General features: G+C 65.3%; 23 protein-coding genes. 17 read left to right on the top strand and 6 right to left on the bottom strand.

Going from position 1 to position 26,425, the window contains the following annotated elements; translation table 11 throughout:
* On the bottom strand, window positions 1-638 hold a 638-nt coding region (locus tag IT472_RS10680; RefSeq protein WP_297181485.1), incomplete at its 3' end, for a TRAM domain-containing protein.
* Between the two features lie 96 nt (window positions 639-734).
* On the opposite strand from IT472_RS10680, the gene IT472_RS10685 reads away from it, so the two are divergent.
* The 12 genes from IT472_RS10685 to yeiP all read left to right on the top strand — a co-directional run bounded on the left by IT472_RS10685 (window position 735) and on the right by yeiP (window position 12,571).
* A complete protein-coding gene (locus tag IT472_RS10685; RefSeq protein ID WP_297181486.1) occupies window positions 735-2,345 on the top strand; it encodes a carboxyl transferase domain-containing protein in 1,611 nt (536 codons plus the stop codon).
* A 107-nt stretch (window positions 2,346-2,452) separates the two neighbouring features.
* Window positions 2,453-2,953, top strand: a complete 501-nt coding sequence (locus IT472_RS10690) for a polymer-forming cytoskeletal protein (protein WP_297181487.1) — start codon at window positions 2,453-2,455, stop codon at window positions 2,951-2,953.
* The gene (locus IT472_RS10695) at window positions 2,950-3,303 is read left to right on the top strand and encodes a hypothetical protein (protein ID WP_297181488.1); all 354 of its coding nucleotides are present in this window, start codon (window positions 2,950-2,952) and stop codon (window positions 3,301-3,303) included. Before IT472_RS10690 ends, IT472_RS10695 begins: the two co-directional genes overlap by 4 nt.
* 122 nt (window positions 3,304-3,425) lie before the next feature.
* The gene (locus tag IT472_RS10700; RefSeq protein ID WP_297181490.1) at window positions 3,426-4,208 is read left to right on the top strand and encodes an enoyl-CoA hydratase-related protein; all 783 of its coding nucleotides are present in this window, start codon (window positions 3,426-3,428) and stop codon (window positions 4,206-4,208) included.
* Window positions 4,209-4,246: 38 nt separating this feature from the next.
* Window positions 4,247-6,235 carry a biotin carboxylase N-terminal domain-containing protein gene (locus IT472_RS10705; RefSeq protein ID WP_297181491.1) on the top strand — a complete coding sequence of 663 codons (1,989 nt, stop codon included), beginning with the start codon at window positions 4,247-4,249 and terminating at the stop codon, window positions 6,233-6,235.
* 2 nt (window positions 6,236-6,237) lie between these two features.
* Entirely contained in the window at window positions 6,238-6,912 is a 675-nt protein-coding gene (locus IT472_RS10710; RefSeq protein ID WP_297181492.1) for a hypothetical protein, read from the top strand.
* On the top strand, window positions 6,909-7,814 hold the full coding sequence (locus IT472_RS10715) for a hydroxymethylglutaryl-CoA lyase (RefSeq protein WP_297181493.1): 906 nt from the start codon (window positions 6,909-6,911) through the stop codon (window positions 7,812-7,814). The genes IT472_RS10710 and IT472_RS10715 overlap by 4 nt, the downstream gene beginning before the upstream one ends.
* Window positions 7,811-10,378: an EAL domain-containing protein gene (locus IT472_RS10720; protein ID WP_297181494.1), complete on the top strand. Its 2,568-nt coding sequence runs from the start codon at window positions 7,811-7,813 to the stop codon at window positions 10,376-10,378. Before IT472_RS10715 ends, IT472_RS10720 begins: the two co-directional genes overlap by 4 nt.
* Before the next feature lie 3 nt (window positions 10,379-10,381).
* A complete protein-coding gene (locus tag IT472_RS10725; protein ID WP_297181495.1) occupies window positions 10,382-10,876 on the top strand; it encodes a GNAT family N-acetyltransferase in 495 nt (164 codons plus the stop codon).
* Between the two features lie 65 nt (window positions 10,877-10,941).
* Window positions 10,942-11,712 (top strand): SDR family NAD(P)-dependent oxidoreductase, encoded by a 771-nt coding sequence (locus IT472_RS10730; protein WP_297181496.1) that lies wholly within the window; start codon window positions 10,942-10,944, stop codon window positions 11,710-11,712.
* Window positions 11,709-12,008 (top strand): hypothetical protein, encoded by a 300-nt coding sequence (locus IT472_RS10735; protein WP_297181497.1) that lies wholly within the window; start codon window positions 11,709-11,711, stop codon window positions 12,006-12,008. Before IT472_RS10730 ends, IT472_RS10735 begins: the two co-directional genes overlap by 4 nt.
* Entirely contained in the window at window positions 12,005-12,571 is a 567-nt protein-coding gene (gene yeiP / locus IT472_RS10740) for an elongation factor P-like protein YeiP (protein ID WP_297181498.1), read from the top strand. The genes IT472_RS10735 and yeiP overlap by 4 nt, the downstream gene beginning before the upstream one ends.
* Window positions 12,572-12,867: 296 nt before the next feature.
* Here yeiP and IT472_RS10745 read toward each other — a convergent pair whose 3' ends face one another.
* Window positions 12,868-14,586 (bottom strand): ABC transporter ATP-binding protein, encoded by a 1,719-nt coding sequence (locus IT472_RS10745; RefSeq protein ID WP_297181499.1) that lies wholly within the window; start codon window positions 14,584-14,586, stop codon window positions 12,868-12,870.
* 44 nt (window positions 14,587-14,630) lie between these two features.
* On the opposite strand from IT472_RS10745, the gene IT472_RS10750 reads away from it, so the two are divergent.
* The 4 genes from IT472_RS10750 (at window position 14,631) to IT472_RS10765 (ending at window position 18,273) form a co-directional block, all read left to right on the top strand.
* Complete coding sequence (locus IT472_RS10750; protein WP_297181500.1) at window positions 14,631-14,924, top strand: PqqD family protein; 294 nt, start codon at window positions 14,631-14,633, stop codon at window positions 14,922-14,924.
* A gap of 3 nt (window positions 14,925-14,927) precedes the next feature.
* Complete coding sequence (locus IT472_RS10755; RefSeq protein WP_297181501.1) at window positions 14,928-15,404, top strand: lasso peptide biosynthesis B2 protein; 477 nt, start codon at window positions 14,928-14,930, stop codon at window positions 15,402-15,404.
* A gap of 914 nt (window positions 15,405-16,318) precedes the next feature.
* Window positions 16,319-17,107, top strand: coding sequence for a hypothetical protein (locus IT472_RS10760; protein WP_297181502.1), 789 nt, complete (start codon window positions 16,319-16,321; stop codon window positions 17,105-17,107).
* A complete protein-coding gene (locus IT472_RS10765) occupies window positions 17,104-18,273 on the top strand; it encodes a 50S ribosomal protein L11 methyltransferase (RefSeq protein ID WP_297181503.1) in 1,170 nt (389 codons plus the stop codon). Before IT472_RS10760 ends, IT472_RS10765 begins: the two co-directional genes overlap by 4 nt.
* Window positions 18,274-18,313: 40 nt before the next feature.
* Here IT472_RS10765 and IT472_RS10770 read toward each other — a convergent pair whose 3' ends face one another.
* A complete protein-coding gene (locus tag IT472_RS10770; RefSeq protein ID WP_297181504.1) occupies window positions 18,314-20,245 on the bottom strand; it encodes an asparagine synthase-related protein in 1,932 nt (643 codons plus the stop codon).
* A gap of 20 nt (window positions 20,246-20,265) precedes the next feature.
* Between IT472_RS10770 and IT472_RS10775 the strand changes: the two genes are divergently transcribed.
* A complete protein-coding gene (locus tag IT472_RS10775) occupies window positions 20,266-22,611 on the top strand; it encodes a hypothetical protein (protein ID WP_297181505.1) in 2,346 nt (781 codons plus the stop codon).
* 175 nt (window positions 22,612-22,786) lie between these two features.
* Here the strand turns inward: IT472_RS10775 and IT472_RS10780 are convergent, their stop codons facing one another.
* From IT472_RS10780 to IT472_RS10790, 3 genes are all read right to left on the bottom strand, one after another.
* Window positions 22,787-23,884, bottom strand: a complete 1,098-nt coding sequence (locus IT472_RS10780) for a nucleotidyltransferase family protein (RefSeq protein WP_297181506.1) — start codon at window positions 23,882-23,884, stop codon at window positions 22,787-22,789.
* A 466-nt stretch (window positions 23,885-24,350) separates the two neighbouring features.
* Window positions 24,351-25,361 (bottom strand): NAD-dependent epimerase, encoded by a 1,011-nt coding sequence (locus tag IT472_RS10785; protein ID WP_297181507.1) that lies wholly within the window; start codon window positions 25,359-25,361, stop codon window positions 24,351-24,353.
* 22 nt (window positions 25,362-25,383) lie between these two features.
* Window positions 25,384-26,425 (bottom strand): glycosyltransferase family 4 protein (locus IT472_RS10790; RefSeq protein ID WP_297181508.1); only part of this gene is annotated, 1,042 nt, incomplete at its 5' end.

A 26,425-nucleotide genomic window follows, 5' to 3' on the forward strand; every position in this document is an offset into this window, starting at 1 on the left:
AGATGGCGAAACACCAGCACGGTGGCGGCATCGCCCGCGATGAATTCGATTTGCGGAATGTCGCGGCGGCCGTCCATGCCGTCCACCAGCGCGGCCAGCGCATCCAGCTTGAAGCCCAACTGCGGCACCACGGTGTGGCATTCGCGCAGGTCGGCAACGAAGCGCGGGTCCAGTTCGCGAAAACCCACCAATGTCTTGTCTTTCTTTTCGACCCGACGCACCGACAGCCGACCCTTGCGACGGTAGCCCCAGCTGTCACCGCGCAGCGGCGGCAACACGCTGACGGGTGTGACGTGGCCGATGCGCTGCAGGTTGTCCAGCAACACGCGCTGCTTGGCTTCGATCTGTTTGGCTTCGGCCAGATGCTGCAGCACGCAGCCGGCGCACACGCCGAAATGCGGGCAGCGCGGTTGCACGCGATCCGGCGATGCAGTCAGCACGTCCAGCGTCCTGGCTTCATCGAAATGCTTGGAACGCGCCGTCTGCTGCACCAAGACGGTCTCGCCCGGCAATGCGCCCGCGACGAACACGGCCTTGCCGGTCTGGGCATGCGCCTGAGGCCAATGCGCGACGCCACGACCATCATGGCTGAGGTCGGTGACCTGTAGCGTTTGCGGGGATGGATCGAGCCTGGCCACGCGTGTCGAAAATCGGCGAATGGCTGGACATTGTCGCAGACTGGGACGCCACACGCGGTATCCTTGTTGTTTCGAGTGTCGCACCGGATTGACCGCATGCCCGCGTTGACCAGCCAGCTTGACCCACGCTCGCAAGACTTCCAGGACAACGTCGCCTTTCACCGTGAACTGGTGGCCGAGCTCGACCGTCGCCTCGCCCGTGCCGCCAATGGCGGTGGCGAGAAAGCGCGCAACAAGCACACCGAGCGCGGAAAATTGCTGGCCCGTGACCGCATCACCGCCCTGCTCGATCCCGGCTCGCCGTTCCTGGAAATCGCGCCGCTTGCCGCCGAGGGCATGTACGACGATGCCGCGCCTGCCGCCGGCATGGTCTGCGGCATCGGCCGCGTCTGCGGGCAGGAAGTGGTGATCGTCGCCAACGACGCCACCGTCAAGGGCGGCACCTATTTCCCGATCACGGTGAAGAAGCATCTGCGCGCGCAGGAAGTGGCGCGGGAGAACAAGCTGCCTTGCGTGTATCTGGTGGACTCCGGCGGCGCGTTCCTGCCGCTGCAGGACGAGGTGTTCCCGGACAAGGAGCATTTCGGCCGGATCTTCTACAACCAGGCACGACTGAGCGCCGAGAACATCCCGCAGATCGCGGTGGTGATGGGCTCGTGCACTGCCGGTGGCGCCTACGTGCCGGCGATGTGCGATGAATCGGTGATCGTGAAGGAACAGGGCACGATCTTCCTCGGCGGCCCGCCGCTGGTGAAAGCCGCCACCGGCGAGGTGGTGGATGCCGAAACCCTCGGTGGCGCCGACGTGCACACCGGCATCTCAGGCGTGGCAGACCACTACGCCGAAGACGACCGCCACGCACTGGAGATTGCGCGCGGGATCGTCTCCAGCCTCAACCGCAGGAAAGTCCTGCCGGTGGCCGTCCAGCCCGTGCGCGAACCGCTGTACGCCGCCGAAGAGCTGTACGGCATCGTGCCGAAGGATGCGCGCCGGCCGTTCGATATCCGCGAAGTCATCGCCCGCATCACCGATGGCAGCGAGTTGCAGGAGTTCAAGGCGCGCTACGGCAAGACCCTGGTCACCGGTTTCGCGCACCTGCATGGCTATCCGGTCGGCATCGTCGCCAACAACGGCATCCTGTTTTCGGAGAGCGCGCTCAAGGGCGCGCACTTCATCGAGCTGTGCAACCAACGCGGCATCCCGCTGGTGTTCCTGCAGAACATCACCGGCTTCATGGTCGGCAAGAAATACGAGCAGGCAGGCATCGCCAAGGACGGTGCCAAGATGGTGACCGCGGTGGCCTGCTCGCACGTGCCGAAGTTCACCATAGTGATCGGTGGGTCCTTCGGCGCCGGCAATTACGCGATGTGCGGCCGTGCCTACGGCGCACGCTTCCTGTGGATGTGGCCGAACGCACGCATCAGCGTGATGGGCGGCGAACAGGCCGCCAGCGTGCTGGCCACGGTCAGGCGCGACGGCATCGAGGCCAAGGGTGGCGCGTGGTCGCCCGAGGATGAAGCGATCTTCAAGGCGCCGATCCGGCAGCAGTACGAAGACCAGGGCAACCCGTACTACGCCACCGCCCGACTCTGGGACGACGGCATCATCGACCCGGCCGATACCCGCCGGGTGCTGGGGCTGGGCCTGTCGGCCAGTCTCAACGCGCCGATTGAGGCGCGCACCCGGTTTGGGGTGTTCCGGATGTAGATTGCACGCATTGCCAAGGGCTTGCGGCGTGCTTTTAGCCCATTCAGGCAACAATCTTCGACAAATCGGTGGTAGGCTCGGAAGTCCGCCCCCGAGGAGACTGTCCAATGGCCATCTGGAAAGATTCCACACCTTCCCCCAAGGCAAACGAACCAGCCCATGTCGACCCGCCGCGTCCACCCGCGACCGCCGAGCCGGCGCCGATCCTCGCATCCGCCCAAGCCCGTCCTGCAGACTCCGGGGCACGTGAATCGGTCATTGCGTCCGACCTGACCGTCGAAGGCAAGATCGAAGGCAGCGGACATGTGCGCATCGCAGGTCGCTTCAAGGGCGACATCAAGGTGCAGGGCAACCTGATCGTCGACAAAGGCGCCAAGGTGACGGCGGGTGCGATTGCCGCCAGCAAGGTGGCCCTGGCCGGTGAATTGGAAGGCAACATCTCCGGCGCACAGCATGTGGAACTGCTCAACTCCGGCGCCATCACCGGCGACGTCAAGGCGGGCAGCCTCACGGTGGCCCCCGGATCCCGCATCCGTGGCCACGTCGAATGCGGCTGGGGCAAGGAAGCTGCGCCTGCTGCCAGGCCGGAGGGCGGCTCGACTGCATGAGCAGTCCGCGCCCGGGCGCAGTGGGGGCAACCCGCAGCTGTCCGCACTGCAAGGTCACCATCCTCGAAAGCGCGCAGGTCTGCCCTGCGTGTCGTGGGCACTTGCGTTTCGATGCACCTGCCGAAGGCAGCGCGAAATTGGTGCCACTGCAGGTGGAGGGTAGCCTCAGCGGCACCCGCGACTCTGCATTCGAGTACACCGTGGTGGTGGTGGTTCGCGACGAACGCGGCAAGGAAATCAGCCGCCACGTCGCCGGGGTCGGGGCGGTGTTCCCGGGCGAGAACCGGGAATTCGTCGTCACTGTCGAAGCAGTGCCCGCACCACCCGATCGCCGCCGCGTGCGGCATTGATGCCATCGCGTCGAAGGATCGTCTCGACCACAACAGCAGCACCATTCGGCGACGTCGGAGCCGCGCAGGCCCCATCACCGCTATCATTGCGGACCGGGGACTGCAGATCGACGGATCCACGCATGACTTCAGCACTGAAACACTTTCGCGACGGCCCGACCGCACGCCTGCGGCTGTGCCGCCCGCAGGTGCACAACGCATTCGATGATCACCTCATCACCGAGTTGACCCAGGCGCTGGACGCCATCGGCACGGATGCTTCCGTGCGGGTGCTGGTGCTGGAGGCGGAGGGCCCCTCGTTTTCCGCCGGCGCCGACCTGAACTGGATGCGCGGCATGGCCGCCGCCAGCGAAGAGGCCAACCGCCAGGACTCGCTTGCCCTGGCGCGGCTGATGCGCACGCTGGACGAACTGCCCAAGCCCACCATCGCTGCCGTGCAAGGCGCGGCCTTTGGTGGCGGCGTCGGGCTGGTGGCCTGCTGCGATATCGCCATCGGCGCCTCGGAGGCGAAGTTCGGCCTGACCGAAAGCAGGCTCGGCCTGCTACCGGCGGTGATTTCGCCCTACGTCATCGCCGCGATCGGCCCGCGCCACGCCCGCCGTTATTTCGCCACCGCCGAAATCTTCGATGCCACCGAAGCGCAGCGCATCGGCCTGCTGCACAAGGTGGTCAACGCCACCGCGCTCGACAACGCCGTGCAACGACAGGTCGACCTGTTGCTCAATGCAGGTCCCAGCGCAAGCGCCAACGCGAAACGGCTGGTGCGCGATGTCGTCGCCCACTCCGACGGCGCACGACATGATGCACAGAACGCCGCGCTGATCGCTCGCCTGCGGGTTGCACCCGAAGGCCAGGAGGGCCTGTCGGCCTTCCTCGACAAGCGCAAGCCGAAATGGGCGCCTTGAAACACTCCCCTGCGCGGGGAGGGAGAAGAGCAGACGAGATGTTCGAGAAAATCCTCATCGCCAACCGGGGCGAAATCGCCTGCCGGGTGATCCGCACCGCACGTAAGCTCGGGGTTCGCACCGTCGCCGTGTTCTCCGAGGCAGACGCCGATGCGCAGCACGCGCGGCTGGCCGACGAAGCCCACCCGATCGGCGGCCCGCGCCCACAGGACAGCTATCTCCGCGGCGACGCCATCATTGCCGTGGCCAAGGCCAGCGGTGCCCAGGCCATCCACCCCGGCTACGGCTTTCTCAGTGAAAACGCGGATTTTGCCGACGCGGTTACGGCCGCGGGTCTTGTGTTCATCGGCCCGCCAGGCCATTCCATGCGCAAGATGGGCAGCAAGGCCGGGGCAAAGGATCTGATGGCGGCCGCCGGGGTGCCGGTGGTGCCCGGCTATACTGGCGAAGATCAACACCCGGAATTCTTGCAGCGGGAGGCCGACCGGATCGGCTATCCGCTGATGATCAAGGCCGCCTTCGGCGGCGGCGGCAAGGGCATGCGCATCGTGCGTAGCCGCGACGAATTCATCGCCCACCTGGAGAGCTGCCAGCGCGAAGCGAAGAACGCCTTTGGCCGCGACCGCGTGCTGCTGGAACGCTACATCGAACACCCGCGCCACATCGAATTCCAGATCTTCGCCGACGCCCACGGCCACGCCATCCACTTGGGCGAGCGCGAATGCTCGGCGCAGCGCCGCTACCAGAAAGTGCTGGAAGAATCGCCTTCACCCTTCCTCACCCCTGACCTGCGGGCACGGATGGGTGCGGCGGCGGTGCTGGCCGCGCGCGCCATCGACTACCGCAATGCCGGAACGGTCGAGTTCATCGTCGGCGCCAATGGCGATTTCCACTTCATGGAAATCAACACCCGATTGCAGGTCGAGCACCCGGTGACGGAAGAAGTGACGGGCCTGGACCTGGTGGAATGGCAACTGCGGGTGGCGGCCGGCGAACCGCTGCCGCTGAGCCAGGAGCAGATCGTCCAGCGCGGCCATGCCATCGAGGTGCGGCTGTACGCGGAAGACCCGGATGCCGGCTTCCTGCCCGGTTCCGGCACGCTGGAGACGCTGCAACTGCCGCTTCCCTCACGGCAGGTGCGGATCGAGTCCGGGGTGATCGAAGGCGATACGGTGACGATCTTCTACGATCCGATGATCGCCAAACTCGTGGCCTGGGACGAAGACCGCCCGCGCGCGCTGGCGCGACTGCGCGAGGCGCTGGTGCAGTGCCGCGTGCGCGGCCCGAAATCCAACGTCGCCTTCCTCGAACGCCTGGTGCGCCACCCGGCCATCGTCGGCGCGACCATCGACACTGGCTACCTCGACCGCCACCTCGAGGAATTCTTCGCGCCGGTCGAGGACGATCCACAGCTGCTGCTGGCGGCCGCTGTCGTGGTATTGCTGCAACAGGAGGCGGATGCCAGTGCTGCGGTCGCGACGGATCCCAGCTCGCCCTGGAGCGCACGGGATGGCTGGCGACTGGGCGCGGCAGCCGCACGCCGCCTCGACCTCGAGCACGACGGCAAGGAAGTCACCCTGCTGGCCACGGGCAGCGCGGGCCACTACGCCATCACCATCGGCGACGCCAGCCATGCCATCGACGGCGCACGCTTTTCCGGCGGCGTTGCCAGCCTGCGCATCGACGGGCAAATGCGGCAGTTCCACGCCGCCACGTCCGGCCCATTCGTCGAAGTCCACGACGGCCGGTGCCGCCTGCGCCTGCACAGTTCGAACGGCCCGCGCCGTGACGTCGGCGGCAACGCCAGCGACGAGCACCGCATCCGCGCACCGATGCCGGGTCGGGTGGTCCTCGTCAAGGCCAACTCCGGCGCTGCGCTGAACGCCGGCGATGTGGTATTGGTGCTGGAAGCCATGAAGATGGAGCTGGCACTCAAGGCCCCGCGCGATGGCGTGATCGCGGATGTCCGCGTTCAAGCCGGCGAATTCGTGGAAGCCGACGCCATCCTGGCAACCCTGGAGCAATGACGATGCGCCCACTGGTCTGGCTGTTGCTGTTGAGCTTCACCTTCCTCGGCGGCTGCTCAACCACCCTGTTCGAGTCACTGCCGATTGGGGCAACCACGGAATGCGACCCGGCCTGGGTTGGACGCTGGAAGGCACTCGACCCGAAGAACGAGAATGTTGCTGAAGCGCCCGAAATCTCCGAGATCACAGCCGACTGCAGGATCATCGGGAAGGACGGCACGTCCAAGCTCATGGCTCTGTCCGTGATCGAGAGCCGCGCAGGACGCTTCATCGACGTGCGCAACGAGTCCGGGAAAATGGACTGCCTGGAAGGTGACGATCGCTACTGCGGTCATTTCCTGGTGCGCTACGAGGTCGAGAGCAACAGGATTCGCGTGTACTTTCCCGATCATGCACGCATTTCCGAGGCCATTGCCAAGAGCCAGGTCAACGGTTACCGCTCGCAACAATCCCCACTGCGCCAACGTGAATCCAACCCCGTTTACTCCAACTTCATCGCCGGCAACCCCGAGCAGATCACGCGGATCCTGCTCAGCCATCCGGAATTTTTCGAGGCCCAGCCCACGCTGGAGTTGGAGCGGGTAGCGGATGCCGCCGCAACCCATCCCGCGCAAGCGCCTCCGCCCACCAACGCGGCCGCGAAACCCGCGGCCGCGGTTCCGGAACAAGGACAATGAGCAGCGGCCTCCCCGATCGAGTGCGGATCGTCGAAGTCGGTCCGCGCGACGGCTTGCAAAACGAAGGCATCGACATCGGAACCGCGGCCAAGATCGCGCTGATCGACCGACTCTCGCACACCGGACTGCGCAGCATCGAGGCCACCGCCTTCGTCAGCCCCAAATGGGTGCCGCAGATGGCTGACGCCTCCGAAGTATTTGCCGGGATCACCCGCGCACCCGGGGTCGCCTATCCGGTGCTCACGCCCAACCTGCAGGGCTACGAGCGCGCACGTGCAGCAGGCGCGACCGAAGTCGCGGTGTTCACCGCCGCGTCGGACGCTTTCAACCGCAGGAACACCAACGCCGGCATCGACGAATCCCTGCAGCGTTTTTCGCCGCTCCTGGACCGCGCGCTTGCCGATGGCGTGAAGGTGCGTGGCTATGTCTCCACCGTGCTCGGTTGTCCCTACCAGGGCGAGGTGCCACTGGCCGACGTCGTGCGCGTTGCCAAGGCACTGCACGACATGGGCTGCTACGAGGTTTCACTGGGCGACACCATCGGCGTCGGCACGCCGGGCAAGGCACGGGCAATGCTGCGGGCGGTTGCTGCGGAGGTGCCGATGGACGCACTGGCAGTGCACTTCCACGACACCTATGGCCAGGGGTTGGCCAATCTCCTAGCCTGCCTTGAAGAAGGCGTCGCGGTGGTCGATAGCGCGGTGTCCGGCGCTGGCGGCTGCCCCTACGCCAAGGGCGCCACCGGCAACGTGGCCAGCGAGGACGTGGTCTACATGCTGCACGGCCTGGGCATCCACACCGGTGTCGACCTCGAGGCGCTTGCCGACACCGGGCGCTGGCTGGCTGGCTTGCTTGGACGCGAGACCCGCAGCAGAGTCGGCAAGGCGCTGGCCACGCGATGAGCGCACGCACGCCACCGACGTCGCGGAAGCCGGCGCAGCGAAAGCCGCCCGACCCCGGGGCCTTGGCATCGGCGCTTGCCCAGTCGGCCACCGATGCAGGCGTGCCAGCACGCCTGCGCACCCTGCTGCGCAAGGCCGCCATGGCGCTGAGAGACCGACCGACCGCCCCTTCCGCACAGCGGTTCGAACACCGGGCCTTCCTCGACGCAATCCCCGATCCAACCCTGATCCTCTCCCGCGACGGCATCATCCTCGACGCCAACAGCGCCAGCCAAGCGACCCACGGGCGCTCGCGCGACGAATTGATCGGCCACCATGTCAGCCTCCTCAATCCCAGCCTGCAGGCCGATTTCCTGGCACCCGTACTGGAGGCAATCGACCAAGGTCAGACCCATATCGCGCAGACGGTCAACGCCCGCGCCGACAGCACCCGATTCCCGGTGGAAGTGCATTCGGCCGGGCTGCACCTCGACGGCCGCGATGCCATCCTCGCCATCGCCCGCGAGTTGGGCGCGCGGATCGAGGCGGAAGCCCGCCACATGGCCCTGGCCGACGCCATCGACAGGGCCATCACCCTGCACGATCGCAGCGGGCGCGTGCTGTACATGAATCCGGCGACAGTGCGCACCTACGGGCTGCCTGTCGACAGCCACGGCCACCCGAAACTGGACCCAGCCGATTGGACCCTGATCGACGGCAGCGGCCAAGTCCTTGCCCCCGCCGACTACCCGCTGACGCGGGCGCTGCGCGACGGAATCACCATCAACAGCACCATCCTCGGGCTGTACCAGCACAGCAGCCAGCGCCTGGGTTGGCTTTCGATCACCGTGGTACCGCAGTTCTCTCCCGGCTCGACCCACCCCGATGGTGCCCTGATGCTGGGCAGCGACATCACCGCCCTGCAGCGCGACAAGGCCTTGTTCGCACGCGTGCAGGAGTTGGCCGAGATCGGCGGCTGGCAATGGGATCGTCCGAGCGGAGCGCTGTACCTGACCAGCGAATCGAAGCGCATCCTGCGCCGACGCCATGCCCCGGACACCATGGCCGGCCTGCTGGCCTGCCTGGACGAGCCCGACCGCAAGCGCCTGCACAAGACCCTCAAGTCGATCCGCGGCGACACCGGGTTCGATCTCGACCTGCGCGGCCACACCGCACGGGCGGTCCCGTTCTGGGTACGGATGATCGGTGAACCCGATCCCTTCGACCCCGGCCGCAACCGCTTGGCCGGCACCCTGCAGGACATCACCGAAAGCAAGCGCGCCGAAGAAGCGTTGCGTGCCCAAGCGCAAACCGATGCGCTGACCGGGCTGCTCAACCGTGACGCGATCCTCGAGCACATCCGCAGCGCCCTGCACGTGCGCGGCGATCCGGACCTCGCCGTGCTCTACATCGACCTCGACCGCTTCAAGATCGTCAATGACGTGCTCGGCCATGATGCCGGCGACCAGTTGTTGGTCGATGTCGCCAAACGCCTGCAAGCGGCGGTCGGCGAGGAAGGCGTGACTGCCCGTTTCGGCGGCGATGAATTCCTGGTCGCGTGCCGGATCAAGGCGGATCGCGATCGTCCGCAACGGTTGGCACGCCAGATCCAGGAAGCGTTCACCGCGCCGTTCCAACTCGGCGGCACGGATTTCGGGGTGAGCGCGAGCATCGGCCTGGCGCATGCCCCAACGGATGGCAGAACGCCAAAACGCCTGATCCAGAGCGCCGATGTCGCCATGTATGCCAGCAAACGCAAGCGACACAGCGGCGTGCAGGCGTTCACCCCGGCGCTGGAAAAGGCGCAGCAGGAACGCCTGCAGATCGAAACCCGCCTGCGTCGGGCACTGGACAACGGCGAATTCCACCTCGCCTACCAGCCGCAGGTCGATCTACGCAGCGGCCGCATCCTCCACGCGGAAGCGCTGCTGCGCTGGTGCAACCCGGAACTGGGCGCGGTGGCGCCGGAGCGCTTCATCGATCTCGCGGAAAACACCGGGGACGTGGTTCGGATCGGCCACTGGGCGCTGCTGCAAGCCTGTACCCAGATGCGACGCTGGCTGGACCAGGGCCTTCCGATCCAGCGCATCGCTGTGAACGTATCCTTCCGCCAGTTCGTCGGCGAAGACCTGGTCGCCAGCGTCCGCGGGATGCTCGAAGAGGCGAAACTGCCCGGTCACGCGCTGGAACTGGAAATCACCGAACGGGTGCTGGTGGAGGACAGCCACGACGCCACGCTGGTGTTCGAGGGGTTGCGCAGCCTCGGCGTGCGGCTGACCATCGACGATTTCGGCGAGGGTTACAGCGCGCTCAACTACCTGCGTCGGCTGCCCATCCACGGCATCAAGCTGAGCCAGATCTTCGTCCGTGGCGTCCCTGGCAACAAATCCGACGTGGCGATCTGCGAAGCCGTGACCGGCGTGGCCCGCAGCCTCGGGCTGGAAGTGATCGCCGAAGGCATCGAAACCGACGCCCAGCGGGATTTCCTGCTCCGGCTCGGGGTCAGCACCGGACAGGGCTACCTGTTCATGCCCGCACTGGCGCCGGGAGAATTGGCCAAGCGCGTCCTGGCACAGCAGGATTGAGCCATGCCGCAGGGTGACGCGTTCGTGCTGCGACCGATCCGGTCAAGCGACGATGCCGCCGTCGCCGCGATCATCCGCGCGGTCATGCCGTCGTTCGGTGCTTGCGGTGATGGCTTCGCGATCAATGATCCCGAAGTGGATTGGATGAGCCGCGCGTATGCGCCTCCTCGGCATGCCTATTTCGTTGTCGAACGCGACGGCCGCGTGCTGGGTGGCGCGGGGGTCGCGCCGCTTGCAGGCGCAGACGCCAGCATTTGCGAACTTCGCAAGATGTATTTCCTACCGGAAGCGCGCGGCATCGGTGCCGGCACCGCGATGATGACCCGCTGCCTGGAAGCCGCCCGTGGCTTCGGCTTCAGCCAGTGCTATCTGGAAACCCTGACCGGCATGGACGCCGCGATGCGGCTGTACGAACGCAGCGGCTTCCAGCGCATCGATGCCCCGCTCGGCGCAACCGGCCATGGTGGTTGCGATCGATTCTACCGACTGGTGCTGTAGCCGCAGGACGCGATGGGCATCGGCGGCATCGGCTAAAATTGCCGTTTTCCCCTGCAGGACCTCCCATGCAACTTTCCAACGTCCGCGCCGTCATCACCGGTGGCGTGTCCGGCCTCGGTTTCGCGACCGCGCAACACCTGGTCAAGCATGGCGGCAAGGTCGCCCTGTTCGATGTCAATGCCGACAAGGGCGCCGAGGCCATCGCGACGTTGGGGGCCGACAATGCCAGCTTCTTCCAGACCGACGTCGGTGATGAGGAGTTGGTGGCCGCCAATGTCGCGGCTGCCAAAGCCGCACTGGGTGGCCTGAACGTCGCGATCAACTGCGCCGGCATCCTCGGCGCCGGGCGCGTGCTCGGCAAGACCGGCTCGATGCCACTGGCGCAGTTCCGTACCACGGTGCTGGTGAACCTGGTCGGCAGCTTCAACGTCGCCAAGGCCTGCGCCGATCTGATGCAGCACAACGAAGCCGGTGACGACGGCGAGCGTGGCGTGATCGTCAACACCGCCTCGGTGGCCGCCTTTGAGGGCCAGATCGGCCAGGCCGCGTATTCGGCCAGCAAGGGCGGCGTGGTCGGCATGACCCTGCCGATGGCGCGCGAACTGGCGCGCTTCGGCATCCGGGTGATGACGGTCGCACCCGGCGTGTTCTGGACGCCGATGGTGGATGGCATGCCCGAAGCCGTGCGCACCTCGCTGGAAGCGACGATCCCCTTCCCCGCGCGCCTCGGCCAGCCGGCCGAGTACGCCGACCTTGTCGCCTACATCCTCGGCAACACCTACCTCAACGGCGAAACCATCCGTCTCGATGGCGCCACCCGGCTGGCGCCGAAGTGATCGATTCCGGCTCCCGCGCGGAGCGCTGGGTCGCCACGCGCTGGCCCGCGATCCGTGCACGCGGCCTGTGGCATTTCGTGCTGCTGCGCGGCGTGCTGTTCTGGGGCGGGCTGATGTTCGTGGCGATGCTGGTGATGATGGCGATGAAGTTCGGCATCACCCATCCGCGCTTCCCCTTGCTGGTCGGCGTTGATGCCGGCCTGTGTCTGGTCGGCGGCCTCGTGTGGGGCCTGTCGACCTGGTTCCTCAACGAGCGCCTCCATCGCGTGCTCCTCACTTCGAAAAGACTCCCATGAAGGCCTACGACATCAAGAAAGGCAACGTCGTCGAACACAACGGCAGCGTGTACCAGATCCGCGACATCGAGCGCAGCAGCCCGCAGGGGCGCGGCGGCAACGTCCGCTTCCGCTTCGTGATGTACGCGATCCCCGGCGGTGCCAAACTCGACGCCAGCTTCGACGGCGACGACGACCTGCGTGAAGTGGACATGAGCCGGCGCCAGGCCACCTTCTCGTACAAGGACGGCGAAGCCTTCGTGTTCATGGACGACGAGGACTACACCCCCTACACGCTGGATGCCGACGCCGTGGGCGAGGCCGCCGGCTACATCACCGATGGCCTGACCGGCATCTACGTGCAGCTGATCGAAGATGCGCCGGTGGCCATCCAACTGCCGCAAAGCGTGGCACTGGAAGTCATCGAAACCCCGCCCGAGCTCAAGGGCGGCACCGCCACCAAGCGCCCCAAACCAGCCAAGCTGTCCACCGGAATCGAGATCATGGTGCCCGAATACATCGGCAGCGGCGAGAAGGTGTGGGTGAACACCACCACCGGGGAATTCGCGGGCCGCGCGGAGTAAGCCGCTCCCCTCCCCACGAGCGCGATTCGTCACCCCGGCGCAGGCCAGGGTCCATTTGCCTTTCCCGGAACGGTGAAGATCAAGACGGATGCCGGCTTGCGCCGGCATGACGGATCAGGCAGGCCGGATTGCCGTGGCCGCAGGCGCGAAGTCAAGGAGGAGATGCCGGTCGCAGGCCGGCATCGGGGGACATGAGCGCCAGCGGCCACGGCAATCCGGCCTTGCGATTCACTCGCCCCCGCCCTCATCCGCCGCTGCGCGCCACCTTCCCCCGAAGAGAGAAGGAAAACACCCGCCTACACCAGCCGCCCCGCCTCCAGCCGCAGCACCCGATCGGCCAGCGCCAGGCTGGCCGGGCGGTGGGTGATCATGATCACCGTGCGCTGGGCGAGGATGTCGCGGCAGGCCTCGATGAACTCCACCTCACCGTCCGGATCGAACATCGCGGTGGCCTCATCGAGGATCAGGATGGCCGGATCGCGCAGCAGCGCGCGCGCCAGCGCGATTCGCTGGCGCTGCCCGCCCGACAGCCGCACGCCCTGGTCGCCGATCACGGTGGCGTAGCCCTGCGGCAAGCCCGCGATGAAATCGTGCGCCCGCGCCGCGTGGGCGGCGCGCTCGATGGCGTCCTGCGTCGCATCGCTGCGTCCGTAGGCGATGTTCTCGCGCACCGTGGCATTGAACAGCAGTACCTGCTGCGCCACCAGCCCGATCTGATTGCGCAGCGCCTGCAGCCGGAAATCCTGCACGGCGATCCCGCCGATCGTCACCTGCCCGCCCTGCGGCTCCACCAGCCGCAGCAGCAGGTGCACCAGCGTGCTCTTGCCAGCGCCGTTGACTCCGGTCAGCGCCACCGTCTCGCCCGCGCGAATGGTCAGACCCAGCCCGCGAAACAGCGGCTCACGGCCGGGATAGGTGAAATCCACGCCGGCATACACGATGTCGCCCTGCGCAGGCACCTGCGTCTGCGTGCCTTCGTCCACCTCGGGCTGCGCCGCCAGCGCATCGGACAGCCGCCGCAGCGAACCCATCGCCGCCATCGTGCTGCCGTACACCGAGGCCAGGCTGCCCACCGGTCCCACCAGCACCATCCCGTACAGGAACACGCTGACCAGCTCACCCATCCGCATCCCGTCGCTGAGCACCAGATGGCCCCCCAAGCCCAGCAGCAGCAGGATCGCGCCGGCGCCGATCACGTAGACCGCCGGATGGATCGCCCCCTGCAACTGCGCCAGCCGCAGATCGGTCCGGTACACCGCATCGGCACGCTGGCGGAAGTTCAGATCCTCGGCCGGCTCGGTTCCGAACGCCTTGATCAGGGCCAGCGCTTCCAGGTTCTGCTCGGCCAGTGAAGACTGGTCGGCCCAGGCCTGAGCCGAAGCGAATGACATCGGTCGCAGCTTGCGCCCGACCAGCTTCAGCGCCAGGAACATCAGCGGCATCAACACCGCCACCGTCACCGCGATCAGTGGCGCCAAGTGCAACATCATCGCCAGCGCGCCGACCAGGGTGAACAGCAGCGGCAGCAGCGACAGCAAGGTGCCGGTCACATAGCCGCCAATCCGCACGATGTCACCGTACAGCAGCGCCAGCACGTCGCCGCGCTGGCGCGCGTTGTGCCACTCCAGTGGCAGGGACTGCAAATGCGCGTACAGCTCGGCGCCGGCATCGGCCTGCAGCCGCCCGGACACCTTCTGCAGTTGGATCGCCGTGACGTAGCCCAGCCCCTGCTGGGCGCAGATCAGCCCGAACAGCAGCCACAGCAGGCCGCCCAGATGCTGGTTGAGCAACAACCGATCGGTCAGCACCCCGCCCAGCCACGGCTGCACCAGCGTCGCCGCGCTCTGGACCAGCATCAACCCCAGCGCCAGCAACAGCGCCGGCCGATGCGGGCGCAGCCAGGCCAGCAATCGGGTACGGGTCAACGCCCGCGCGGCGGCCTCGGATCCGGCGCGTCCGGCATCCGGTGTCGCTTCACCCGGCGATGTCCCGGTTGCTTCCCCTTGTCCCCGCATGTCCCCTCGCCTACCCTAGTTGCCCCACGCCCAGCCCCACCAGCATGACCGCAAGCCCCGCTCCCGTCACCCTTGCCCAGCGCGCCAGCATTTCCGACGAGGTCCTCGCCCAGGCGGTCGGCGACGAGGTCGTGCTGCTGGATCTGGCCGGCGAACGCTATTTCGGGCTGGATCCGGTCGGCACCCGGATCTGGGACCTGCTGCCCGACAGCCCGGACCTGGCCAGCGTGCTGGCGCAATTGTGCGCCGAGTTCGATGCCCCGCAGGCGCAGATCGAAGCCGACCTGCTGGCACTGATCGCCGCCCTGCGCGAGGCCGGCCTGGTCACGGTGGACTGACCGATGGGCCGCCGGCTGGCCGGCTGGCGCGCGCTGAACTGGCGCGAACGCGGCCTGCTGGCCCTGTGCGCGCTCGGCTTGACCGGCATCCACGCCGCGCTGGCCCTGCTGGGCTACCGCCGCACCCGCCGCGCCGTCGAAGCGCTGAGCCGCCGCCATGCACCACACGCCGCCAGCCCAGGAGACGTGGCCGCCGCGCAGCGCTTGGCCCGGTTGGCCGCCATCGCCGGACGTCACGGCGCGGTTGAAGCCACCTGCCTGCGCCAATCCCTACTGGTCTACGGCGCCCTGCGCAGCCGCGGGCTGGTACCACGCCTGCACCTAGGCCTCAAGCCCGCGGACGGCCCGCTCCAAGCCCACGCCTGGGTGGAACTGGACGGCCAGCGGCTGCTGCCGGGGGATGACGAACATGAGGTATTCCACCCACTCCGCCGCAAGCCCCGAGATGAGACCCGCAAGGACCGCCCCATCGTCGATTGAAACAGGTCTAGGCAACTTGCGAATCGCACAGCCAAAGCGTGCTGATGCCGCCACCCGCCCGAGGTGATGCCCATGGATCCATGTTATAGACCGTCTTCCCGCCGCCATTCACGCCGTGCTCACGGCCAGGCCAGCGCTGGTGATCTATGGCAATGTGCGCACCTTGACGGCCTCGGAAAGCGGCACGACCGTCGAGTTGGGAGTGGAAGTCTTCCAGCCCGTGACCACGCGGAAAGCCTGCGACTAGCCGCAGAGAGGTTCCGTTCCAGCGGTCCGAGGCCGCAGCGCGGATGGCTTCGGCCTCCGGGCCAACACGGCACCAGGCACTGAAAAGCCGCTTGCAATCGCACGCAAAATGCATTTAAACTGCGCGCGAGTTGGGCTGAAAACCTTCAGGGGCTTGCGCGATGGAACACGCAACTGGCAAACAATCGCAGAAGAAATCCTACGTGACACCGCACCTGAGGCTGTACGGAAGTGTGTTGGCCTTGACGGCCGGTGGCACAGGGCCGACAGTCGAAACGGGCATGGTTGGCCCGCCGGGTATGCCGGGTAACTGCTACGACGGCATGAATTTGGGCGGACTGACCATCAGAAAGCACTGTTTATAACTGTCAAGCCTATTCACATCAGGTTCTCGGATTAAGAAATTTTTAGGATCCTGATGTCTGCCATCTGACCCGCCCACCCCTCGCCAGTTCATGACAGGCCTTCCCGCGCCGCGCTACGCGGGCTACCCTCTGTCAACCGAGATTCCACTCGCGGCGCTGTGCGCGGACACCAGTGACAGTTGCACCAGTCGGGTGCCGCTCAAGGTCTATCGACAATCGAATCCGGCAGCTGTATCCAGCGGCCCCGTGCGTTGGCGCCACATATGGCACGATGACGGCGGACGCGTGGGTCTTCAGGTCACAATGCTTGCCCACGAACCCGGATGCGCGAACACACGCTATCTGCTGCGTGCGCCCGAACAGGCGGATTTCATCATTGATCCGGGCGAAGGCCGCATCGAAGTCGTCGTACCGGCAGCGCTGGCTCAAAACACGCTGGAACACCTATTGCTGGATCAGGCCCTGCCTCGCCTACTGGCGGGGCGTGGCCATCTGGTGGCGCATGCCAGCGTCGTCCAGCTATCACAAGGTGCCGTTGCGTTCATTGGTCGCAGCGGATGGGGCAAATCCACTCTCGCCGCACTCCTGCACCGTCGTGGCTTCCCGGCACTGTGTGATGACTGTGCACTGTTCGAGCGGCAGGGCGACACGGTCTATGCCATCCCAAGTTATCCCGGACTGCGCCTGTTCGAGGACAGCATCGAACAGTCATTGGGCACCGAAACACTGTTCAGCCCGGTGTCCGACTACAGCTACAAGCAGAGGATCATCGAAATCGGCCGTGATGCTGCGCTGGAAGGGCCGCGCCCGCTGGCTGCCATTTGTGTTTTGGGTGCGCCCGATCCCGCCATCACCATTCCATCCATCGCACCGATCAGCGCGGCGGCAGCCTGCATGGCGATCATCGAGCACGGGTTTCGCCTCGACCCCAGCGACTCGACATTGACCGCGCGCCAGCTTGCCCAGGCCAGCGCGGTCGCGCACGCGGTTTCCGCCTACGCGCTGACCTACCCGCGCGACTTCGCCAGTCAGGATGCACTGGTTGCAACCCTGCTCTCCCGGTTCAACGCTTCCCGAAAGGATGCTCCATGAGTCATGCCGATGCATATTCCCTGATTGCTTACGGCAATATGGTCGAGGACGACACGCGATTTGCGCCCTGGCACGAAGCGCTACGTCGGCATGTTCATGCTGGGACCACGGTGCTGGACTTGGGCACCGGCCCCGGCATCATGGCCTTCCTTGCCAGCCAGCTCGGCGCACGCAAGGTCTACGCCATCGAGCCCGATTCGAGCATTGAAGTCGCAAAGCTGTGCGCAGCCGGTATTCCCGGCGCCGAACGGATCGAATGGATCCGCGGCCTGTCCACCGAGGTCGAACTGCCCGAGCCCGTGGACCTCGTGGTTGGCGATCTGCACGGAAACCTGCCGTTCTACACCGGAAACATCGCCGCAATGGCCGATGCGCGCCGTCGACTTTTGCGGCCCGGAGGAATCTTGCTGCCATCCCATGACACGCTCTACGCGGTGCCCGCCTCGGCCCCTTGGGAAGTCGCGTCGATCGACGCGCCTTGGCGCAGCAATGCGTTGCAATTGGACCTGACCCCCGCCCTGCCATGGCTGCTCAATGGGTTCTGGCGAGCCCGTGGTGAACCAACCGACGCCGAACACCTTCTTGCCGATGTGAAGCGCTGGGGTTGCGTGGACTACCGCGCCGAAGTCGAGAACCGTGGCCTGGACGCCACGCTTGACTGGACGTTTGAGCGTGCGGGCCAGGTCGATGGTATGTATGTGTGGTTCGATGGCGAAGTGGATGCAGGGCTTGGTTTCAGCAACTCGCCGTTATTGCCTGAACTGGTATACGGCCGCACCTTTTTCCCGTTGGAACACACGGTTGCGGTCCAAATCGGCGACACCATGCGCACGCGGCTGGGCGTCCACCGTCTGCACGACAACTGGGTCTTCCGCTGGGACACGTGCATCAATGGCGCGGACGGTCAGGCCTTGGCCGCATTCCGACAATCAACGGCTCGCCTCTTGCCGGGAGGCGTCGATGCCTTGCGTAAATCCGAAGTTGGTCACATGCCAACGTTAGACGAAGCCGGACAAATCCAGCTGGAAATTCTCCGCCGCATGGACGGAAGCAAAACGCTGGCTGAAATCGCCCGCATCCTGCTGGATCGTTTCCCGAACAAATTCCGCAACAACTTCGACCGTGCGCTGGCGGCCGTGGCGTCTTGTGCACGCCAGTACAGCTGAGCGATAAGTCCCATCGGCACGCACGCCGGATGCAGGTCGGTCAATCGATCTGCAATTGATATCGCTCCATCCATCCGGCCAGGGTTGCCAGATCAAACAGGGTATCGCCAGCCTGCGCAATGGCCGCATCGGGGTTTGCATTCCAATCACGGCGCAACCGCCCAACGGCATCGGCATCGACCACGCCCTGCAGTCGCTCCCGAGCGCTGGCCAACAGCTTCGACACGCCTTCCGGCGCGGCCTTGAGCAGCATCGGCCCGAGCGCAGCGCCGAGGTGTGATTTCCCCGAATACCACGCCACGTTCGCGCCAAGCTGCGGTGCACATGCCGCGCGTGCAACCCACTTTGTCCAACCGTCGCGGGCCAGGAACTCCTCGGGCAAGTCCAGGAAAAAATCCACGACCCGTTGATCGCACCACGGGTGCCAGGCCTCGATTCCAAAATGTCCAAAGGTGCGATCGGTGCCTTCCATGGCACGCTGAAAGCCTGGATTCGCCCAGTCCCAGGCGATCTGCTCGCGCCTCGAAAGATCGGCGCGACGTTTACGCGTCGCGAGCGCCGCATCCAGCCTTCGCTCGCCCAGTTGCAGGCGTTTAGAAAACGACGGGTCAAGCCATTCACCGGTATCGCGTTCAGAAGCTAGGCGATAGCGTTTTTGATAGCGCCAACGCGCCAAGGATTCAGGCTGCCACTCCGCCGCCACGCCATGCATCAGAATGCGCCAAGATGACAAACCTTGAAGGTAGGTATTGACACTGCTGGCCAAGCGCGCTTCTCGCAGTGCCCGCAAAGGCCGACCCGCGGCTAGCATGGCTCCGGCCAGACTGGCCCTTGAGGACATCACCACATCCCCGTCAGCACCATCCATGAACACACGGGAATCTTGGTCGTGCGCAAGCAGGCAACCCAAGCGGGCATACAGCAACGAATTGTCGATTGGGTGCGCGGCATTCCAAACCTGTGTCAGCAATTCGGAAAACACGGGCTGCGAAGTCAGGTTCTCGATGGGCACCTGCATTCCGTCCGAACCCGCATGCAGTTTCAGGATATTTCGGGTTTCGCTTGAAATCGGGTCGACGGCTTCAACCAAAGAGTGCAAACGCAGCGGAGAACTCCCGGGTTGTGGATGCAGCCGTCGCACCGATGCCAGCACGCTGCCCGAGTCAATTCCTCCGCTGAGCAACAGCGTGGCGCGCGAGAGCCCACGCAAGCGGCTGCGGGTGGCAGCGTCGAAGACATCGATGAATCCGTCGATTGCTTCCTTGGGGTCGGTCAATGGCGCAGACTGGGGGGCCGGCAACTGCCAGTAGGGCATGGCCTTCCATGTCCCGTCCGAGCTCGCCTGGCCCATCCAGCCTGCGCGCAACCGGCGCACGTCGCGATAAAAGGTCTTTTCCTGATCCTCAAACTCAAACCCATCGGCAAGCAGATAGGCCAGCGCATCCGTTTCACAGACGCGAGAAATGCCTTCCAGCCCAAGCAAGGCCTCCGGCTCGGAAGCAAACGCTAGTTGTTGGTTGGATCGTGCGAAAAACAGCGGACGGACGCCAACCCGGTCACGCAGCAGATGCAGCCTGCGTTCTTCGCGGTCCCAGGCCGCAAACGCAAAATCGCCGACGATGTGGCGCCAGAATTCACTTCCCCAGCGCTGCCAAGCCAGCGCGAACAACTGCGCATCGCCCGTGCTTGCCAGCTGCGCGGGATCCAAGCCCAGGGCACGCCCCAGCCCATCGCGATCATCGACACGCCCATCCACCGCCACCAGCCAGCGCGCACCGAGCCGGATGGGTTGACGTTCCAGCGCAGACTCTGCGGTTGTGTGCAAGGCACCATGCGCCAATGCGAAACAACCGTCGTCTCCCACCCCCACGCCATGCGGCGCACGGTGGGCCAGTCCATCAATGACATGTCGCAGCGCAGGCAAGGCATCCGTACGCCCGCCCAACCGCAACACCCCGGCGATTGCCGCCATGTGCCTCTACTCCCGAGTCAGTGCCAGATGCGGCTGCCGCCATCGCCAAAACAGGGATGCCACCTCCCTGCGGCGAAAGCTGCGGAACGCAGCATCGCTCCACCCTCGCCAAAACCCAGCCCGCACGCGAGAATGCAGGTTTACACGCGCTCATTTCGCAAGCAATGGATTTCTACCGTTTCATGGCAGCCAAGGCGGCGCTGGAACAACGCGCTCTTGCAAAATCCACTGCCGAAACGGCCGTCTCGGTAGCCTGCGCCGTGCCGGTGCAGGCTACCGAGGGTGCTGAAGCATGCCATGCGCTGGCGCGTTCCCACCTCCAACAGGGCAACCGGGATGCGGCAGCGGCTGCGTGGCAACAGGCCCTCAGCTTCCCCATCAACGACCTCGTGCTGCTGGATGCCATTGCCCAAGGCTTGCGCGACCTCGGGCGTGATCCGCTTGCCCGAATGGACATGGCGCAAGGCGTCAGTCCGTTGAACCAGACCACTGCATGGCAGGCGGTTTGCCTTTCCGTACTGCGCCAGGACTGGACCGCTGTCCTTCCCGCACTGCAGGACGCATGTGACAGCCATCCCGCCTGCATCCGACGGGCCAACAACCTCGCGTATGCCCTGCGCCAACTCGGACGCGATGCGCAGGCAAACTGCATCATCGGTTCAGCCCAGCTTGAGTCCGGAAACTACGGCCTTGCCGCTGAGGCCTTCGCTGCTGCAACGCCCGAGGCCGTGCAGGTACCTGAATTCCTTTCCAGGGCAATTCTGGCCCTGCGCTACACCAATGGTGAAGCAAAGGCGTTGCAACTGGCCCGATCTTCGGCCGAGCTGGGACGCTGCAATGAAGCTGCGCGGATTCAGTGGGCAAATACGCTGACGGATTTGCATCGCGTCGAGGAAGCGCGCGCCGTGCTGCGGGCCGCTGCGGAAGAAACTGGCCAGTGGAAGCTTCGGCTCCAATCCGAACTGATCCTGCCCCAGGTTGCCGCGTCCATCGAAGAAATTGCGCGCGCCGACGCCCATGCTTGCAGTTACATCCGCCAACTCGAACAGATGGCACTGCCCGCAGGCGAAGATACGCTGACCGATCTGTATACATCGTTGGAGCCGAATTTCTATCTCGGCTACCGAAGCGAACCGAACATCGATCCCATCCGCTGCTTCGGCAGGTTTGTTTCACGGGTGGCCGCCGCCCGTTTTCCGCAGTACGGTTTCCCCCCTCAGCGCAGAGACACCGATGGCCGCCGGCTTCGGATCGGCTATGCCAGCTGCTATCTGGTCAACCATACGATCACCCGCCATTTTGCCGGATGGTTCGAACACGCAAATCGGCACGAATTTGAAATCCACATGTTCCCGTTTGCGGCGGAACTCGACCCGATGAGCGCCTATCTAGGCGCTTATGCAGATCATGTACACCCGACGACCTACGGACTGGAAGCCATTGCGGAGACCATCCGAGCCGCCGATCTCGATCTGTTGGTCCATCTGAGCATCGGCATGGATCCACTTTCGATGCAGCTGGGCGCACTGCACCTTGCACCCGTGCAGTGCGTCAGTTGGGGACACCCCGTCAGTACCGGGCTTACCGCCATCGACTACTTCATCAGCGTGGACAGCATGGAGCCGGCAGACGGCAACATGCATTACAGCGAGCGTCTGGTGACCTTGCCGGGCGTTGGCGTGGCCATCGCGGAAACGCATCCATCCGAGAAAACCATGGCTCGTATCGACTTCGGCCTGCCCGAAAGGGTGCCCGTGTTTCTTTCCCTGCAATCGTTGTTCAAGTACCTGCCGCAACACGACGGCCTGTATGCGCGGATCGCCAGAGAACTGCCCGATGCCGTGTTTGTCTTCGTCGAAGGCGACATGCCTGCCTGGACGCGCACCTTCCGCAATAGAATGGAAGCAAGCTTCGAAGCAGCCTGCCTGCCACCAGAAAAGTACATCCGCATACTGCCGCGAATGGCTTTCAGCGCATATCAATCGCTGCTGTGTTGCTGCGACGTCGCGCTCGATACCATGGATTTTTCCGGTGGACAAACCAGCTACGATTTGCTGTCCAACGATCTGCCGATCGTCACCCTGCCCGGCCGCATGATGCGTGGGCGCCAGACCTACGGCATGCTCAAGCAGATCGGAGTGGAAGACACCATCGCAACCGATGCCGATGATTACGTGCGCATCGCCGTCCGGTTGGGGCAAGAACGCGCAGTGCGAGACGACATCTCGCGACGGATCCGCAAGAACAAGCATCTCCTTTTCAACGACCCGCGCCCGGTTCAAGCGCTGGAGGCGTTTTACCGGTGGGCAACGGGGAATGCCCTCCCCAGCGATCAAGCCAAGTTCCGACTCTGGCCACCCGTCTGACGAACGTCCGGCAACTCAAAAACTGGTAAGTGGTCACCCATCCATCAACCGTCATGCCCGCGCAGACGGGCATTCATGGCCGTTTCGAACCAGCGCGGGAAAGACCCAACGGCCATGGCCCCCCCGCCTGCGCGGGGACGACGAACGGTGTGCTTGTCTTGAGCCTGCGGCGCTTCTATTTGAACAGTCGCGCCAAGCCGCGTCTCAGGCGTCGCAGCACCAGCCGCCAGGTTGGACCTTCGCCGTACAAAGTACGTAGCTGCTCGCGCCCCGGAAACAATCGTTGCCGCAGCCAGTGCAGGCGCGCGCCAAATGACGGCAAGGCGCGCAGGTTCTGCCACTGCATGTAGCGCCAGTCGGCGAGGCGGTCGGCATCGAGTGGCTCGTCGGAGGCCAGCGTGCACAGGCATGCGCTGACCTCGGCCGGAATCTCCGCGCCGAGCGTGCGGGCAGCATCCTCCAGCGAGCGCAGGCACAGGCCGGCAATGCGTTTGTCGGCTGCCAACGTGCAGAGATCTTCCCACTCCTGCGCGCTGTTGCGCACGGCCAGCAGGCGCAGGTCGTACAGCAGCTTGAGGCGATCGGGAATCGCGTTCTGCATGTCCAGCGCGCGATTCAGGCAGGCGTGGGCCAACGCGTGCGCGGGTGACAGCGCGCGCAATGAGGTGCCCATACCGGGCAGCGCCTGCGCACTGGTCCAAAGTTCGTCAAAGCCGAAAATGCCTGCGTAGGCCGCAGCGTTCAGCAACCGCGAATGCAAGTCCAATTCGGATTGCAGCTGGCCATCGACGTTGCACCGCAGGGTCAGTTCGAAATGGGTATCACCGGGATCAAACGCGCGCGCATAGCCCAGTGGCGCCAGCACGGTTTCCGCCTGCGCCGTAGCTTCGGCGGAGTCCAGCAGCAGGTCGATATCCCCGCCCATGCGCAGGAATGGCTGCGGGTACAGCCACAGTGACAGCGCCGCGCCCTTGAGCAGCAGGGCACGCAATCCGGCCGCCACCAGCACCTGTTCGATCTGGTGCAGTTCGTTTGCGCGCAACAGCCACTGCGCCGCCAGGCCACGCGCCTGGGCTTGCAATGCATCACGCTGGTCGTCAGTGAGTGCAGCCCAGCCGCCTTCGGTACGCAACCGCGCCTCCAGCAGCGCGGTGACGCCTTCGCGTTCGGCCGCTTCCAGCAACTGCTGGCCCGTGACCGAGTCGGACAAGGGCGGCGGTCGCCCGCTGCGCAGCGCGGCGGCGAGCCAGTCGCGCAGCGCTGCATCATCCACGCCGAGCACCCTCACTGGCGTGCATCACGTTGCGCACAATCCCGAGCCAGAAAACGTCCATGGATGCCCGCCTTCGCGGGCATGACGGCGATTGGATATCGGCCTTCGCGAGCATGCTGATAGTTGGACATCCGCCTTCGCGGGCATGACGGGCTTGAGACGGATGCGTAGTTGCGTAGGCATAACGCCATTCTTCGCTCGTCGTCCCCGCGCAGGCGGGGACCCATGGACGTTGGCTCTTCTCCACGTTGACCCCAACCATCCGTGAATACCCGACTTCGCCGACATGCTGATGGTTGGACACCCGCCTTCGCGGGCATGACGGTGCTGGCTTGGATGTTCGCCTTCGCGGGCATGGCGGTCTTGGGATGGCCGCACACCCATTCTTCGCTCGTCGTCCCCTCGCAGGCGGGGACCCATGGACGTTGGCTCTTGCGCGCAATCGATTGAACCCGCCAGGCGCTCCTCACACCCGGTAATACTCCCGATACCACGCCACGAACCGCGCCACGCCCTCTTCCACCGACACACCCGGCGTGCAGCCGATGTCCTGCGCCAGATCGGAGGTGTCGGCTTCGGTATCGGGAACATCGCCCGCTTGCAGCGGCAACAGCTCCATCGTCGCCTTGCGGCCGAGGCAGTGTTCGAGGATTTCGATGTAGCGCAGCAGTTCCACCGGCTCGGCATTGCCGATGTTGTAGATCCGGTAGGGTGCCACCCCGCTGGTGGCGGGATCGGGCGCGTCGCCGCTCCAAGACGGATCGCGCACTGGCACCCGATCGAGCGCAGCGACCACGCCCGCCGCCACGTCATCGACATAGGTGAAACTGCGCCGGTGGTGGCCGTGGTTGAACACCTTGATCGGCTCGCCGGCGAGAATTGCCTTGGTGAACAGGAACAGCGCCATGTCCGGGCGGCCCCACGGCCCGTACACGGTGAAGAAACGCAGCCCCGTGCACGGAATGCCGTACAGGTGCGCGTAGCTGTGCGCCATCATCTCGTTGGCTTTCTTGGTTGCCGCGTACAAGGTCAGTGGATGCTCGGCGGACGCGTGTTCCGAAAACGGCATCGCGGTGTTCGCGCCGTAGACCGAACTGGTCGAGGCATAGACCAGATGTTCAACACCGTGATGGCGGCACCCCTCCAGCACATGCAGGAAGCCCGTCACATTGCTGGCCACGTAGACATGCGGATTTTCCGCGGCATAGCGCACCCCCGCCTGTGCGGCCAGGTTGATCACGCGCCTGGGCTGGTGGCGCGCGAACACCGCCTCGACGGCGGCGCGATCAGCCAAGTCGATGGATTCCTGCGCATACGCTGGATGCTCGAGCAGACGCGCCAGCCGCGCCTGCTTGAGCGAAACATCGTAGTAATCGTTGAGATTGTCGATCCCGACCACGGCCTCGCCGCGAGCCAGTAATTGCAGCACCACATGCGAGCCGATGAAGCCGGCGCTGCCGGTGACGAGGGTGGTCATGGCGTGAACCTCATGAGGAAAATCATGGCAACGACTGGAGTGAATCGATCATCGCATCCCAGCGACGGAGAGCCACATCACGCCTGCATTGCATATCCAGCAGCGCCCGCGCCCGCTCGCCCATGGCCGCGGCTTCTGCAGGCGCGGCGGCAAGCCGCTCGATGCCAGCCGTGGCCGCATCCACATCACCCGGCGCAACCGCCCAGCCGCAGTCGGAATCACGCAAGCGCTGCGCGATCTCGCCTTCGGGTTCACCGATGAACAGCGACGGCCGGCCTGCCGCAAGAATCCCGTACCACTTGCTTGGGAAGATGCAGCCTTCCAGCGCAGGCGCAAGGGTCAGCCAGTGCAGGTCCGGCAGCGACAGGCTGTGGGCCAGCGCTTCACGCGGTTGATAGGGTTTCAGAAGAACATTACCCAGCCCACGCGCCTTGGCCTCTGCGGCAAACTCCGCCAAGCCACGACCGCTGCCGATCAGCACGAAGCGGATGTCATCGCGATCACGCAGACGCGTGGCCACCTCCAGCATCGTGCGCCAGTCGTGCGCACGCCCGAGATTGCCGGAATAGCCAATGACGAATTTTTCCTGCAAGCCCCATTCGCGGCGCAAGGGATTTGCCTCACGAGGCAGTGGGCGGATGGCATCGTCATCGGTCCAATTCTCGATCACCGTGATGCGCTCGCGGGGCACGCCCAGCGCGGCAATCCGCGCCGCCATGCCCTGCGAAATCACCACCACCTGCCTGCTTCGCCGCAGACTGCGATCGCGCAGCCAGCGCAGCGGCACGGCAAGCAGGCGCACGCCGCCGCCGAACACAGCCTCGGCCACTTCCGGGAACAGGTCCTGCAACCACTGCACGCAAGCCGCGCCGCGCCGCGCCGAGATCGAGCCAAGCGCGGCGCCCAGCAGCGGCGGATCGGTCATCGCCACCACCAGATCGCCGGGTTGCAGGCGTTGCTTCAGCAAACGCCGCGTCGCACGGATGTAGTCCAGATAATCCAGCGCCCGCCCGAACAGCCCATCGCGCCCGAACCGGCTGTTGCCGACGCGCAGCACATCCACG

The organism is Thermomonas sp. (assembly GCF_020850895.1).
Lineage (GTDB): Bacteria > Pseudomonadota > Gammaproteobacteria > Xanthomonadales > Xanthomonadaceae > Thermomonas.